Source organism: Kibdelosporangium aridum, from assembly GCF_900176515.1.
Taxonomy (GTDB): domain Bacteria; phylum Actinomycetota; class Actinomycetes; order Mycobacteriales; family Pseudonocardiaceae; genus Kibdelosporangium; species Kibdelosporangium aridum.
The window spans coordinates 23213-36457 of sequence record NZ_FWXV01000021.1 but is presented as its reverse complement, the minus strand read 5'-3'; the positions used below and the strand labels follow the sequence as shown (position 1 = coordinate 36457).

The 13245-nt window shown below is 63.4% G+C and carries 15 protein-coding genes, 1 tRNA gene and 1 pseudogene; 9 read left to right on the top strand and 8 right to left on the bottom strand.

Annotated elements, in window-relative coordinates:
• Positions 1–12: 12 nt before the first annotated feature.
• Positions 13–231: a hypothetical protein gene (locus B9C43_RS52910; RefSeq protein WP_033391730.1), complete on the top strand. Its 219-nt coding sequence runs from the start codon at positions 13–15 to the stop codon at positions 229–231.
• Here the strand turns inward: B9C43_RS52910 and hrpB are convergent.
• Positions 197–2521, bottom strand: a complete 2325-nt coding sequence (gene hrpB / locus B9C43_RS52905; protein WP_084434778.1) for an ATP-dependent helicase HrpB — start codon at positions 2519–2521, stop codon at positions 197–199. The two genes, B9C43_RS52910 and hrpB, sit on opposite strands and share 35 nt — an antisense overlap.
• A gap of 96 nt (positions 2522–2617) precedes the next feature.
• On the opposite strand from hrpB, the gene B9C43_RS52900 reads away from it, so the two are divergent.
• Positions 2618–3112 carry a MauE/DoxX family redox-associated membrane protein gene (locus B9C43_RS52900; RefSeq protein ID WP_033391731.1) on the top strand — a complete coding sequence of 165 codons (495 nt, stop codon included), beginning with the start codon at positions 2618–2620 and terminating at the stop codon, positions 3110–3112.
• A gap of 5 nt (positions 3113–3117) precedes the next feature.
• Positions 3118–3918, top strand: a complete 801-nt coding sequence (locus B9C43_RS52895; RefSeq protein ID WP_033391732.1) for a DsbA family protein — start codon at positions 3118–3120, stop codon at positions 3916–3918.
• Here the strand turns inward: B9C43_RS52895 and B9C43_RS52890 are convergent.
• Positions 3904–5223: a phenylacetate--CoA ligase family protein gene (locus tag B9C43_RS52890; protein WP_235039365.1), complete on the bottom strand. Its 1320-nt coding sequence runs from the start codon at positions 5221–5223 to the stop codon at positions 3904–3906. The genes B9C43_RS52895 and B9C43_RS52890 overlap by 15 nt on opposite strands.
• Before the next feature lie 98 nt (positions 5224–5321).
• On the opposite strand from B9C43_RS52890, the gene B9C43_RS52885 reads away from it, so the two are divergent.
• Positions 5322–5394: transfer RNA gene (locus B9C43_RS52885), tRNA-Ala, on the top strand.
• 422 nt (positions 5395–5816) lie between these two features.
• Here the strand turns inward: B9C43_RS52885 and B9C43_RS52880 are convergent.
• A complete protein-coding gene (locus B9C43_RS52880; RefSeq protein ID WP_084434777.1) occupies positions 5817–6650 on the bottom strand; it encodes a hypothetical protein in 834 nt (277 codons plus the stop codon).
• Positions 6607–7035: a hypothetical protein gene (locus B9C43_RS52875; protein ID WP_084434776.1), complete on the bottom strand. Its 429-nt coding sequence runs from the start codon at positions 7033–7035 to the stop codon at positions 6607–6609. The genes B9C43_RS52880 and B9C43_RS52875 overlap by 44 nt, the downstream gene beginning before the upstream one ends.
• A 249-nt stretch (positions 7036–7284) precedes the next feature.
• Here B9C43_RS52875 and B9C43_RS52870 point away from each other — a divergent pair, with 249 nt between their 5' ends.
• Positions 7285–8481 (top strand): hypothetical protein, encoded by a 1197-nt coding sequence (locus B9C43_RS52870; protein ID WP_143447244.1) that lies wholly within the window; start codon positions 7285–7287, stop codon positions 8479–8481.
• 24 nt (positions 8482–8505) lie between these two features.
• Here B9C43_RS52870 and B9C43_RS52865 read toward each other — a convergent pair whose 3' ends face one another.
• Both B9C43_RS52865 and B9C43_RS52860 read right to left on the bottom strand, forming a co-directional pair.
• Positions 8506–9195, bottom strand: coding sequence for a hypothetical protein (locus tag B9C43_RS52865; RefSeq protein WP_084434774.1), 690 nt, complete (start codon positions 9193–9195; stop codon positions 8506–8508).
• Positions 9196–9649: 454 nt separating this feature from the next.
• Positions 9650–10453: a site-specific integrase gene (locus tag B9C43_RS52860; RefSeq protein WP_235039364.1), complete on the bottom strand. Its 804-nt coding sequence runs from the start codon at positions 10451–10453 to the stop codon at positions 9650–9652.
• A gap of 196 nt (positions 10454–10649) precedes the next feature.
• On the opposite strand from B9C43_RS52860, the pseudogene B9C43_RS52855 reads away from it, so the two are divergent.
• Positions 10650–11078 (top strand): annotated as a pseudogene (locus B9C43_RS52855) (pyridoxamine 5'-phosphate oxidase family protein).
• A 54-nt stretch (positions 11079–11132) separates the two neighbouring features.
• Here the strand turns inward: B9C43_RS52855 and B9C43_RS52850 are convergent.
• Complete coding sequence (locus B9C43_RS52850; protein ID WP_084434772.1) at positions 11133–11384, bottom strand: hypothetical protein; 252 nt, start codon at positions 11382–11384, stop codon at positions 11133–11135.
• A 114-nt stretch (positions 11385–11498) separates the two neighbouring features.
• Here B9C43_RS52850 and B9C43_RS52845 point away from each other — a divergent pair, with 114 nt between their 5' ends.
• The 3 genes from B9C43_RS52845 to B9C43_RS52835 all read left to right on the top strand — a co-directional run bounded on the left by B9C43_RS52845 (position 11499) and on the right by B9C43_RS52835 (position 12524).
• Entirely contained in the window at positions 11499–11678 is a 180-nt protein-coding gene (locus B9C43_RS52845; RefSeq protein WP_143447243.1) for a hypothetical protein, read from the top strand.
• Between the two features lie 183 nt (positions 11679–11861).
• Positions 11862–12224, top strand: coding sequence for a histone-like nucleoid-structuring protein Lsr2 (locus tag B9C43_RS52840; protein WP_084434770.1), 363 nt, complete (start codon positions 11862–11864; stop codon positions 12222–12224).
• Positions 12225–12239: 15 nt separating this feature from the next.
• Positions 12240–12524, top strand: coding sequence for a protein-L-isoaspartate O-methyltransferase family protein (locus B9C43_RS52835; protein WP_084434769.1), 285 nt, complete (start codon positions 12240–12242; stop codon positions 12522–12524).
• A gap of 409 nt (positions 12525–12933) precedes the next feature.
• Here B9C43_RS52835 and B9C43_RS52830 read toward each other — a convergent pair whose 3' ends face one another.
• The gene (locus tag B9C43_RS52830; RefSeq protein WP_084434768.1) at positions 12934–13236 is read right to left on the bottom strand and encodes a hypothetical protein; all 303 of its coding nucleotides are present in this window, start codon (positions 13234–13236) and stop codon (positions 12934–12936) included.
• Positions 13237–13245 lie beyond the last annotated feature (9 nt).

Here is a 13245-nt window from a genome sequence, read left to right as displayed (position 1 = left end):
AGTTTTGTGCGCGTGGAGGAAGACGCAGGGCTCGACGACCTGATGGGCGTCGAGGACAGGGCCACTGGAGCGCGAAAGGCTCAGCTGCCGAAGCTGCGTGCGTTCTGGCACGCGGCGACGCGTGGGAAGTACTGGCCTGCGACGGTCATTGTCACCTTGGCCGTTGTCGGCGTGCTGATCTATTTCGCGGTCGGACTCATCGCCGGGTTCTTCGCCGGGATGGTGGAGTAGCGGTCAACGGGTCGGCAGGCCAGTCGTGCTTGGGGTAGCGACCCCGTAGCTCGGCTCGGACCTGTGGATATCCGTTGGCCCAGAACGACTCCAGGTCGTCGGTGACCGCCGTGGGACGGCCTGCGGGCGAAAGCAGGTGCAGCAGCACGGTGACTTCGCCGTCCGCGATCACTGGCGCCTGCCGCCAACCGAAGATCTCTTGCAGCCGCACGGCGAGGACGGGCCGTTCGCCGTCGTAGTCCACCGCGATCCTTGATCCGGACGGGACTTCGATGCGTTCCGGTGCGAGCTCGTCCAGCCGGGCGGCCGCGGGCCACGGCAACATCGCCCGCAACGGATTGATCTTGTTGAGGTCCTTGCGGTTCCGTGCGCCAGTGACATCCACTGTGGACAGTATGGCTTCCTGGTCGACGGCCGGCCACGGTTCGCCAAGTGCCCGGTGCAGCAGTGCCATCCTGGAGAGCAGCTTCGGGTCCCAGTCCAAGATCGACAGGCCTTCGGCCCGGATTCCTTCGCGCAGCGCGGCTTCGACTGCCGCGGGATCGGGGGTGGCCAGCGGTTTCTCGGTCAGCACGATCGCGCCGAGGCGACGCACCCGGCGAGCGACGACATCGCCGTTCCAGGACACCTCGTCCTTTTCGGACAAACCGATGATCTCGGTCGCCAGGTCGGCGTCCGCGGCGGCGGCGAGCCGGACCTTGCCGTGCTTCTCGCCCGGCTTGCGGTCGGCCACTGCGATCGCGAGCCATTCCCACCGATCCAGACCGGTCCCCGGCGGCAGTTCCACCGCTGTGCCACTGGCCATCAGGTAGACACGGGACTCCGCTGCCCGCCTTCTGGCCAGTCGTTCGGGATACGCGAGCGCGACGACCTTCGCCGGATCGCTGGGCGCGTCAGTGTGCGGCGCCATAGCGGCAAGGCGTTGGGACTCACGGCGCCAGCGTTGCGAGCTCTTCACCTTGCGCAGCGCGCTTTCCAGATCGACGTCGTCAGCCAGCGTGTCGTCGTCCAGGAGCGCGATCACGTCGGCCGCCTGTTTGCCGCCGTCCAGCAAAGCCCTGGCCAGTCGCGGGTGCAGGCCGACGTCGGCCATCTTGCGGCCACGGTCCGTTGGTGTGCCGTCGTTGTTCAACGCGTGCAGGTCGTGCAAGACCGTTTGCCCTGCCTTGAGCGCACCCTCCGGTGGCGCGTCCCACCAGCGCAACGCCGACCCGTCCGGCGTACCCCAACAGGCCAGCTCCAGCGCCAGCCGGGTCAGGTCGGCGACCCGGATCTCCGGCTCCGGATACCGGGGGAGCGTGGACTGCTCGTGCTCCGGCCAGCACCGGTAGACCCGGCCAGGGCCTTCACGACCCGCCCGGCCTGCCCGCTGATCGGCCACGGCCGCCGAGGTGCGCACGGTGGCCAGGCCTGGCAGGCCACGGCGATGATCCACTCGCGGCACCCGCGACTGGCCCGAATCGACCACCGCGCGCACGCCGGGAACCGTCAAGCTCGACTCCGCCACCGCAGTGGCCAGGACAACCCGTTGCCCAGTGGTGGGCTTCAGGGCAGCGTCCTGGTCCTTGGCAGCCAGGCGGCCGTGCAGCGTGACCACGTTCACGCCGTCCAACATCTGCCGGACGCGGTTGATCTCGGCCGCGCCAGGCAAGAAGACCAGGACATCACCGTCCGTTTCGGACAATGCCCGCCGGGTCGCCCGTGCGACGCAGGCCTCCAGCCGTTCGCCTCTGAGCGGCGGGAGGTAGGCGGTCTCGGTGGGGTAGGTGCGTGCTTCGACTTGCAGAATCGGTGCGTCGTCGAGGATCTTGGCCAGTGGTTCGGCAGCCACCGTCGCGCTCGTGGCCAGCAGCTTCAGGTCCGGTCGCAGGGCACGGGCGTCGGCCAGCAGCGCGAGCAGAAGATCCGCGTCCAGGTGTCGCTCGTGGCACTCGTCCAGCAGCACGGTGTCCACACCGGACAGCTCGGGGTCGTGCTGGATCCGCCGGACCAACAGGCCGGACGTGACGACCTCGACCCGGGTGTCCTTCGACGTTTTGCGGTCGCCGCGGACGGCGTATCCGACCGTCCGGCCAACTGGCTCGCCCAGCAGCGAAGCCATCCTGGCCGCGGCGGCACGGGCCGCCAGCCTGCGCGGCTCGGCCACGATCACCCGGCCGCTCAGGGCCAACGGGACCACTGTGGTCTTGCCTGTGCCGGGCGGAGCGACCAGGATCGTGGTGCCGTGTCCGGCCAGCGTGCGGATCAGTTCTGGCAGTACAGCCCGGATCGGCAGGTCAGGAAGATTCATACGGTCGGGTCACGTCGATTCGGTCACAGCGGGAACTGGTCTACAGGATCGTCCTTGCTCAGGTATCCCTCAGTTTGCCCCGGTATCGTCGCGCACGTGGTTCGACCGTCACCTCGTGTGCTTGACGGAATCGGCACAGTGGCGCGGCTCGGGCTGGCGGCTGTGTGGTTCGTGTCAGGTGCGATCAAGGCCGCAGACCTGAACCAGGCCTATATCGCGGTGCAGGCGTACGACCTGCTGCCGCACGGCGTGGTCAGCGTGGTCGCCGCCGCGGTGCCGTTCCTGGAGATCGCACTCGGTGTGCTGCTGCTGCTCGGCCTGGGTACGCGGCTGGTTGCCGTGCTGTCCGTCGTCGTGCTGGTCGCGTTCATCATCGCGATCTCGCAGGCGTGGGCCCGCGGGCTGACCATCGACTGCGGCTGCTTCGGCGGCGGTGGCCAGGTGGCAGCCGGGCAGACGGCGTATCCACAGGAGATCGCACGGGACATCGGGTTCATGGTGCTCGCAGGCTGGCTGATCGTCCGGCCACACAGCCTGCTGTCGATGGACGGGTGGCTGACCAAGCGCCCGGCTGTAGTGGGAGAGGACTGAAGGACGTGGGTGGAGCCGAGCGCAACGCGCGGAAGCGGCGGCAGGAACAGGCCGCGCAACGAGCTGTGGCTGCGGCACGCAAGTCGAAGAGCGACCGCAACAAGGTCATCATCACGGTCGCCGTGGTCGTGGTGATCGCCGCGGCGGTGCTGGCAGGCGTGCTGATCACCAACAGCCAGAAGAACGAGGCCGCCGGCGTGCAGATCCCGGTGAAGAACGTGTCCGCCGAGCTGGAGGCCAAACGCGACGGTGCCACCGTGCTGGTCGGCAAGGACACCGCCAAGGTCACTGTGGACGTGTACGAGGACTTCCTGTGCCCGGCGTGCCGTCAGTTCGAGGACGCCTACGCCACGCAGATCGAGCAGAAGGTCCACGACGGAACCGTCCGCGTCCGCTACCACATGCTGACTCTGCTCAACAGCCGGTCCGACCCGCCCGGGTACTCGCTCGACTCGGCGAACGCGGCGCTGCTGGCCGCGGACGCGGGCAAGTTCCCGGCGTTCCACGCGAGCCTCTTCGGTGCTCAGCCGGAGGAAGGCGCGCGCGGATACGACAAGAACCAGTTGATCAAACTGGGTCAGGACTTGGGCATCACGTCGCCGGACTTCGCCAACGGCGTGAACAACGGCACGTACAACCAGATCATCGAAGACGCCTACCAGAAGGTCTCCAACGACCCGGCGCTGCGGCAGGACTTCGGCAACGGCCAGGTCGGCTTCGGCACCCCGACGATCGCGGTGAACGGCAAGGTCGTGAAGGTCAACGACCCGAACTGGCTGAACACTGTGGTGTCACAGGCCGGCTAGCGGCGGATCGCCCTGGTTCCACCGAGCCAGGCGGCGTGCCTTCCCGACTTCGGTCCGGGGCACGCTGCCTGGCTCGAGTGCTTTCACCACACAGGTGATGCCCAGTCGTTCCCGCAGTGCCCCGACGAGGTCTTTCTCGAGCGTTGGTTTGTCGACGCTGTCAGTGAAGGGCTCGACGGCGACCCGCAGCTCGCTGCGTTTCGGGTCACGCCGGTCCTCGACGACGAGGTAGTGCGGGCTGACCCGCTCGTCCTGCAGCAGAACGGCTTCGACCTCGGTGGGGAACACGTTGACGCCCCGGATGATGAGCATGTCGTCGGTGCGGCCCTTGAGTTTGCTCATCCGCTTGAGCGTCCTCGGCTTGCCGGGGACGGGATCGGCGAGCGACGCGACGTCGCCGGTGCGGTACCGGATCAGCGGCATCCCGGTCTTGGTGAGCGTGGTGAAGACAAGCTCGCCAGTGGTGCCGTCCGGGACAGGATTTCCTTCCGAGTCAACGGCTTCGACGAAGAAGTGGTCCTCGGCGACGTTCAACATGCCGCCGGAGTCAAGCGACTCACACGCGACGCCGGGCCCGATGATCTCGGACAGGCCGTAGATGTCGAGTGCCCGCATGTTCAGCAGGCTCTCGATCTGTGCCCGCATCTCCTCGGTCCACGGCTCGGCGCCGAAAACGCCCACCTTCAGGCTCGTCGGTTCGTTTCGCAGCGCCTCACCGAGGTGAATGGCGTAAGAAGGCGTGCACGTGAGGACGTCCGGCTTGAGGTCCTGGATGAGCCGGATCTGCCGGTCGGTCATGCCACCGGAGACAGGGATGACGGTGGCGCCAAGGTGCATGCCGCCGTGATGCACTCCAAGCCCGCCGGTGAACAGCCCGTAGCCGTACCCGTTGTGGATGACGCTGCTCTTCGTCGCCCCGGCCCCACCAAGCGCACGAGCCATGACACTCGCCCAGATTTCGATGTCAGCGGCGGTGTACGGAATGAGCGTGGGCCGCCCGCCAGTGCCCGAACTGCCGTGCACGCAGACGATGTCCTGCTCCTTGGCAGCTTGCAGCCCGAACGGATAGTGGTCCCAGATATCGGCCTTGTTGATCGTGGGAAGGCTGCGGAGGTCGCCGAGTGTGACGTCCGCCCCACTCCGCACGCCAGCCGCCCGCAGGCGCTCAGCCTGCAGATTGCCTGTCCCCAGCACCCGGTCGACAAGCTGCCGGAACCGCCGCTCCTGCACCTGCCTGCGCAGCTCAGGGGCTACCCCCTCAGCATCGGGGTCGACCAAAGCCACCGCGTTGTCTCCGCTGATCACAGCAACGGTCTAGCACTGTCCGCGACCGAAAGCGACCCCCGGTTTTTGGGCATCACCGGTGGTGATGTACGGTATCCCAGCACTCGAAAGAGCGCGGCGGGGCTGTAGCGCAGTTGGTAGCGCACCACACTGGCAGTGTGGGGGTCAGGGGTTCGAATCCCCTCAGCTCCACAATCCTTTCCGGCCCATTTGATCAAGGTGTTTCGCCTGGTCAGGTGGGCTTTTTCGTGATCTTGGTTGACTGTCGCAAGTGGACATTGTGGTGGGTTGTGTGCACCAAACTGGAGGAAATCTGGAGAATGGCTGTTCGGGACGGCCATATGTTCTGGAGTGATCGCTACGCATCGTGTCATCCGGCTGGGTGATTGTTGACAGGAACTTCTAGATGGCCTGTGACCTGGGCCTTTGCTGCCGGGGTAGGTGGGACTGCCCGTCTGCTAGTTGCTCGCTTGTGCGGCGATTCTGGCGGGCGTTGGGGCCGGTTGCCTGGTGGCATGGTCGTCCAGGGAACGGCTCAAGCCCCTGGGTGCCCCGAGCTGTATCCCGACCGTTGGTCTCAGCGGTACAGTCCATGCTGGATGTCTGGCGCTGCTCTACTGATCGGTGTCGGTGAAGCTGCGTTCTGGGCCTGGCCAGTCTTCGGGGAGATCGAAGACGTCGTGCCCGGCGGTGGGAGTGTCTGCATAGGTGATCGTTCCAGTGTCGTCGCTCGTGGCTGTGGGGAACGGTTCGGTGCCTGGGAGGGATCGTGTTGCCCATGGGTTGGTCCACAGGCGTGGCAGTTCGTGAGTGTGGTTCCACGGAAATATGCCTGTGCCCATGAGCACGCCTGAGACTCGGGTTGCTAGTGGTTGGGCGCCGCGCATCCATAGACCGTCGCGGTTGCGCACCCAGCGCCCGTCCTCGGGCTGATTGATTGAGTATCGGTACACGACGTTGCCGAAGAGGGCGTTTTCGACGTCTTCGTTGTCCATGAACGAGGACATGCCCATAACCGCGATGACGAACGGCTTGTCCAGGGCGCCGTAGTGGCGGGCCTTCCTGTCGAGGGTCTTACGCAGTTTGTGCTGATCGTTGACGAATCCGCCATATGCGGGATATACGCCTAGCAGGCGATGTCGTGGCTTCCCGCGACGAGCGGGTTTGATCGGATGGGCTGTGAATATGAGTCCCCAGTCACGAACCGATAGGTACAGCTCGGGTGTCTCACCGCCGTTGTCGAGGGCTGCATCTACCTCGTCAGGATCTATACCGGACAACCAGGTTTCCAAGGGGGAAATGACTTCGCGATCTTTTGGGCGTTGCAAGCCAAGTTGGTCAAATTTCAGCCCAACGTAAAAGTTCGGGTTCGTTGCCTTGTTCACGAGGTCATAAATCCACGCTTCACGGGCTCCGCTGCGGCCTTCCTCTGCGATGCCGGAGAACACCCACTGCGCCTTCCACGTAAAACTCCTGGTCGCCCCGTGTGAGCATAAAGTCCGGCTTCTTCGTTGTACCCTCCACATCGGGGTGAGGTGTCACCGAGTAGCCGAGGCGGCTATACAGTGCGAACAGATACAGCTCCCACCACGCCGCATAATGCTGCTGTGGGTCGTCATCCTTGAATCGGTTCGCCACATCGAGAGCGTCATCTTTCGGATAGTTCTGGAAATATATCTCCAACTGTTCCCGCACTCGCCGCCAAAAAGGTTGATTGACACGATTCATAAACGCATAGCTGCCTTCAGCATGGCGAGCCGGCGTGTCATCGACCCGTACCATGTCATCAAACAGCGTCCCCACTTCACTCTGCTGCCCGCTCTCGTGTGCCATAGCAGGCGAACGTACTCCCAGCATCCACTCCTCGCCAGACCAGTAACAACAACTGGGTGATCACCTCCATAGCTTTGGACGGTTGGTGTCGTTCGGTTTCGCGGTGTCGCTCCCTCGGTCAAATAATGACTTCGCCGTTCAAGGTGGTATCACGTAGTCTGTCTGCCACTGAGAACCGTGAGTGGCATTGGCGCCGCATAGCTTGCCGCCGATGTCACTGTGCACCAGAAGAGGGCAGGGTCCCAAGGCATGGCGGATGCGCTGGATGTGGAGATTCAACGGGTCAACGCTCATACGCGTGCGATGTTGGCCGAGTATGTCGCGTGGGGTGACAGCATTGTTGTTGGCGAGGTCACCCAATGGATGTACAACGAGCTGATCGACTTTGTTAACTTTCGGATGGAGACAGCTGAAACCTGTCTTCAGCTCATCTCAGTGGACAAGATCGGCGATGCGCTCGGGCTATGTCGGTCGCTGCTGGAAAACTATCTGCTGTTCATGCTCATGTGTCGTGGGCGTAAACTATTTCGATTGAGAGACCGCTCCGACCTCACTGAAGGTGACTTCAAGAAATTCGTTCGCGACGAGCAGGAGAAGCTAAAAGAGCAACAGGTGGCAGGAACGGCCACCTGTCTTGCGGTTGAGAAATACCCTCGTGCGAAGCGTCGCGTCATGTACGTCTTTGAAGGTCTCAAAGACAAAGACGACCCCGACTTTGTCGTGCCTGCGCACTACTTCTATTTCCGTGAGTTCCACCCAGAAGCTATGCGCCTCAAGCAGGGTGACTACTTCGAGTACTACCCGCTGCCATCTGACACCCAACAAGCCATCCGCGAGCACGGTCGCAACACAGCATTGCTATACCAGCGCTACCTGTCATACGACGCATTGCTCACCTGTCTAGAACTCAACGACCTCGTAGACCAAGCAGCCATAGCGCGAGTTGAAGCCCACTACACATTCCTCGGTCGATTCCTGCACCCCACCCACAACGCCGTCCGTGATCTGCACCACAACAACAACTACCATGCCAGCAAACCCGCGATCGGCATGCACTCTACGTATTCACGGCCTGCACGACTGCTCGCTTCACTATACGTGTGCTACCTCGTCGCAGGACTACTAAACGAAATCGCCGAACTTCACGAAACCGCACCCAAACAGTTCATCCAAGAAGCAGGAACCGAGAGCCTACGGCAACTCACCGCTGCGGTGCCGGTGCGCATGGCATACTTCTGGTTCCTGTTCAACGACCCACCCCTATACGACAAATTCCAACACTGCTCTCATCACGTCACCGAAGAAGAGCTCAAGGAATTCGGCCACTACTCCAAAGTGTCCAACGAACAAATAGCCTTCGATCAACACATACTCAAACACCTCGAACAATCACTCACCGGCCGGTCCAACCATAAGTGCGGAATCTACAATTCGCCGATCGGCTAACCGGCGGCGTGCCGCGTCGCCAGCCTACTGGTCCAACGGAATAAGTGAAATTGGGCTAATGTCAGTGACGATAGTCTCGCCTGACCCGAGGCTTGCAGTAGCTCGAATCCCAATCTCGCCGTGCCCGGCCAATGCGGGCAGAAAAGCGCGAAGAGAGTCGAAAGACGTAAGCCATCGGATTGCTGGCGCTCCTACATTGAGCGATTTCGGCAAAAGAGGGTTCAACTCGGGAAAGCTGTCTTGTCCGGACAGGGTGCACACCTGTTGCTGGCCATCGACGTCATCGAATACCAAGTCAATAGAAAAGCCTTCAACGCTCGAAGGTATTGAACCAACATTCCTTACGGTCGTGAGGATCGCCTGTCGCGTGACAGGCAATTGAGGATTTATGTCCAAAGTATTTCGCCACGCTGCCAGGGTGACACTAATAGCATTTAGGCCGTCGTCGTAGAAGATTGCACCACTCAGTTCGATCGTGACTTCACGCTGCGGAGCATTGGCTCGAAAAGAACTTTCAAGCAGCTCGGCCAATCGGGTCTCGGTAAGCCCATTCAGGCCGTTGAGGGCCGAAGTGTCATCACCTTCGCGGTTCTTTTTCCACTGATGCAACAGTGACACCGAAAAACGGCCTGGGTCGATCCTGTCGATGAGGTCATGATGCGGCTTACACATCAAAACCAGATTGGTGAAAGCGGCGCGCTCGGCATCACTCATCGCCGGGTCGTACCGGGCCGAGCCAGGGTTGGCTCCACATATGTGCGTGAAATGCATATTCGAAATCGGTATGTCGTCCACAAATCGGAGCACCGGCTCTGAGCAGTGCGGGTAGTAGCAGGTACCGCGCGACAACAAATACAAAGCGCGCTCAGTACCAACACCATAATCCCGAGGCCCTGGCATCGAAGATCAGTCCTCCCACGTGAGTCAGTCCACCAACCAGCGACAAACGCCTGCCACGGTATGAGCCTCCCACCGTCCAGTCAGATCCACCCCCACTCAGCAGACGACGAATCGGCCGTGCAGTTCGGGCCGGTTGCTGGCGTGTTGCAGCGATTCTGGCGGGCGTTTGGCCGTCCGCGGAGCGGCGGAAGCACGCTGGGCGCTGGGGGACGGGCGGAAGTAGCCGTGCCGCCCCGGTTTTGCAGGGCGGCACGTGGTTGAGCGTGAGCTATGCGGCTGTGCGCCATGTGGTGTCGAGCTCAGTGTGGTGTGCGGCGTTGATGGCTTCGTCCCAGCGCGTGATCAGCGCGGCCATAAGGCGTCGTTCGACTTCGGCGGCGACGTGGGAATAGGTTTCTTGGATCTTGTCGGGAAGTTTGTGGCCGAGGCGGCGGGATTGGGCGACGTCGGGGATGCCGTCGGCGATCAGCCAGGTTTTGTGGCTGTGGCGTAGTCCGTGGAACACGAGGCCGGGTTTGATCGGTTGGGTACGCACTCGTGGGCGGGCCACGTCGAGGTTGCCGTCGGCGGCGGGGCGCATGGCGCGGCGGGAGAAGTTGCTGCGGCGGTGGAGTTCGACGTCGATGGTGACGAACACGTGGTCGTGGTCGTGGGTGTCGAGATACAGCTTCAGCAAGGGGATGAGGAAGTCGGGCAGGGTGATGGTGCGGGCGGATTCCGGGGTTTTGGGCGGGCCGAGCCAGAGCTTGCCGGAGTTGGATTCATGCAGCGCCCCGATCTCGGGGTCGATGATGAGTTCGGCGTCGTCGAGGTGGAGGTTGGGCCGTTGGAGCCCGGCGAGTTCTCCCCAGCGTGCCCCGGTCCAGGCTGCGGTCAGGATGAGGATTGCGGCGTCGTGTCCGTAGTAGGCAGCGGCTTGGTCGGCGATCTGAAGTACTTCTTGCGGTGTGGCCCAGACCTTCTCGCGGGTGCGGGTGCGGGAGGCTTTTCCGCGGTGTCGGGAGCGGATGGGGTTGGTGGGGATGAGTTTGTCGTCGGCGGCGTCGGACAGGATGAGGGACAGCAGTTTCATGGTGTCGGACGCGGTGACGGGGGCGAGCCCGTCCTGGCGGAGTGCCTTGGCCCAGGCGCGGGCCTTGCTGTTGGTGATGAGACCGAGTGGGGTGTCTTTCCAGCGGGGCAGGATGTGGTTTTTGAGTTTCCGAACGAGTCGACGCCTAGTTCAATGATCTTGGAACTATTCCCCCTCACCTATCGGAAGGGCTGTGATGAGCACTGACGCCAGTTCGCTGACCGCACAGGACCTTGAGTTCCTCCGACGCCCCCTGCACGGGTTCCTGTCCGTGGCCCGGGGCCACTTCCGCCACAGCCCCGGCCGGTGTGGTTCGAGGCCACTGCCGAGGGCACGATCCAACTGTTCACGGCCCCGGACTCGCTCAAAGTGCGGCGCCTACGCCGCGATCCCCGCGCCTCGATCGTCGTCGCCGCCCCAGTGGGTGAACGCGAGCGCTGGCTGTCGGTCACCGGCCGCACCACAGTGGAACCCCGACGGAGCACACGACCTGGCCGCCCGCCTGGCCGCTCGCTACTGGGACCTCGACGACCCGGCCCGCGCCAGCGACCTCGCCGAGATCCTGGCCGCAGACCAGGTTCGTCTCGTCATCCACCCGGAGACCGTAAGTCGCTACATGTATTGACCTCCGCGACAACCTGTTGAGGTGCCCCGCTGTCCCGGCGGCACCTACGGGCCGTCACGTAATTGAGTGGTCGTGCTCACCGCCAGCTTCGCTCACCACGCCGCGATTTCTCAACGCCCGCAGCCGCCAACGCCAGGTCGATCGCGCGCAGGGTCCGGTCCGCCTGGCGCTCGTTGACCGCGGCCAGCGGATCCGCTCCAGCTCCGCGACGTGCTCGGCCAACAGGTTCTTCCAGCGCACGACCTCACCGGCGAGCTGCCCTAGCTCCGTCAGCGGGTTGGCCACCGGGTCGGCCGGACCGAGCACCGCGGCCAGGCGCCCAAGCTCGCGGCCGGCCTGGTCCTCCGATGACGCGGTTCGCGGGCCGCAGCCTTGACGTGTGGCGAGGCTCCGCTATGTGACCGGCGCACCGTGCCGCTGGTGATCGCCCAGTTCTTGCAGGGACTGGTGATCAGCTGGCCGTCAGCGTCGCGTTTCCTGGTGCGATCGTGGTGGGGCTCAGGGGACGTGACCGGTGTCCTTCTGGGCCATGGCTCACCTCATTGGGAAGTAGCGGCGCAGGTCCTCAATGGACTGGCTGCACTCGATCCCGAGCACTAGACGGTTGAGCTGGCATTGTGTTGGTAATCCGCCGCGTTGGGAACCACACTGCTCTTCCTTTGCGCCACGCCGTCATAGAGCCCGTGGAGATCAATCGGCGCGTGAGAACCTATGCTCTGCTGACTATCCGCGCTCAGTCCTGAGCGTTACTTCGTAGAACCGAACAGAAGGATGCAGGCACACATGGCCCAGAAAGTCCTCGTCCAACTCATTGACGACCTCGACGGCACCACGTCCGACGACATCACCACCGTCACCTTCGGACTCGAAGGCGTGACCTACGAGATTGATCTGACTGAGAAGAATGCTGCCAAGCTCCGTAACCAGCTTGGTGACTTCGTCGATCACGCCCGCCGGACTGGTGGTCGCGTTAAGCGTGGAACGTCGCCTAAGGCCCTGGCGCCGGCTGGCAACCGCGAGCAGACCAAGGCCATCCGTGACTGGGCACGCCAGAACGGCTTCGAGTTGTCCGACCGCGGTCGCATTCCGAGCAACGTAATCGAGGCGTTCGAGGCGGCGCATGCTGGCACGAGCACGAAAAAGTAGTGCCGCTTCCTTCCGTTGCGCGCGTTCTTGCCAACGACCGCCTATAACGCCGCGCTCCTCGCGCATCTGGCAGGATCGCGCGGACACGTTACGGCGATCGACGTGGATGCGGACATTGTCGAGCGGGCCCGTGAGCGGGTGGCCGCCGCGGGAGTCGGCAACGTGGAGGTCGTGCTCGGTGACGGCGCGCTCGGGCATCCGGCCGGCGCACCCTACGACCGGATCGTGGCCACCGTCGGTGCCTACGGCGTTCCCGATGCTTGGCTCGCTCAGCTGGCGAGGGCGTGGAGAAGACGATGAGCCAAATGGAGAGAGGCGCTGGTGGTCGATGCGCCCAGTCATCCAGCATGAGCAGTGCCACAAGTTTCCGGGCGTAATCTGCTGCCCGCCTCGGTGCAATGTCGCCCGTCCGCTGGTGTGGACCGACAGAACCTGGCCACCGCTGCTGGTGGGTTCCTCAAGCACCGACGTTCGCCGGTCGGTGCCTGTCGATAGGTTGTTGGCATTCACAAGGTTGAACTGCTCGCTGGTAGTGGCGACGTGTGACCGTAGCGGCTTAGGCATCCGTAGTCGTTGTAAGGAACCGACGGACATGCACGACCTGAACACGTAGGGTCGCGTCTGTCCAGCATGGCCATCTGGTGGCGGCGTTGGCCCGTTCGCGGGCCGTGCAGGGAGGACCCAAGATCGGTGAGAGCACGGCCCGGCGTCAGGTGCGAGTGATGCGTTTCGTCTGGCTGATCAGGTCGATGACGTGGATTCCGGGGATTTTCCGTGCTGTGCCGTAGTTCCAGCGGATCCAGGTCGCGGTTGCTCCAGCGGCGTGGGCGAATTGCAGCTTTTCCATGCTGCGCGACTGATGCGCGGAGTCGATTTCCACCACCAGATCCGGGGAACCGGTCCGTGTGAGCACCATGTCGAGCTGGCCGCACAAGGTGCCGGTGGTCGGAATGAACGGCGGCACCAGCTCGAAGAAGCTGCGCCAGGGCCGGTCTTGTCGCGCTGGCCCCACTGTTCGACC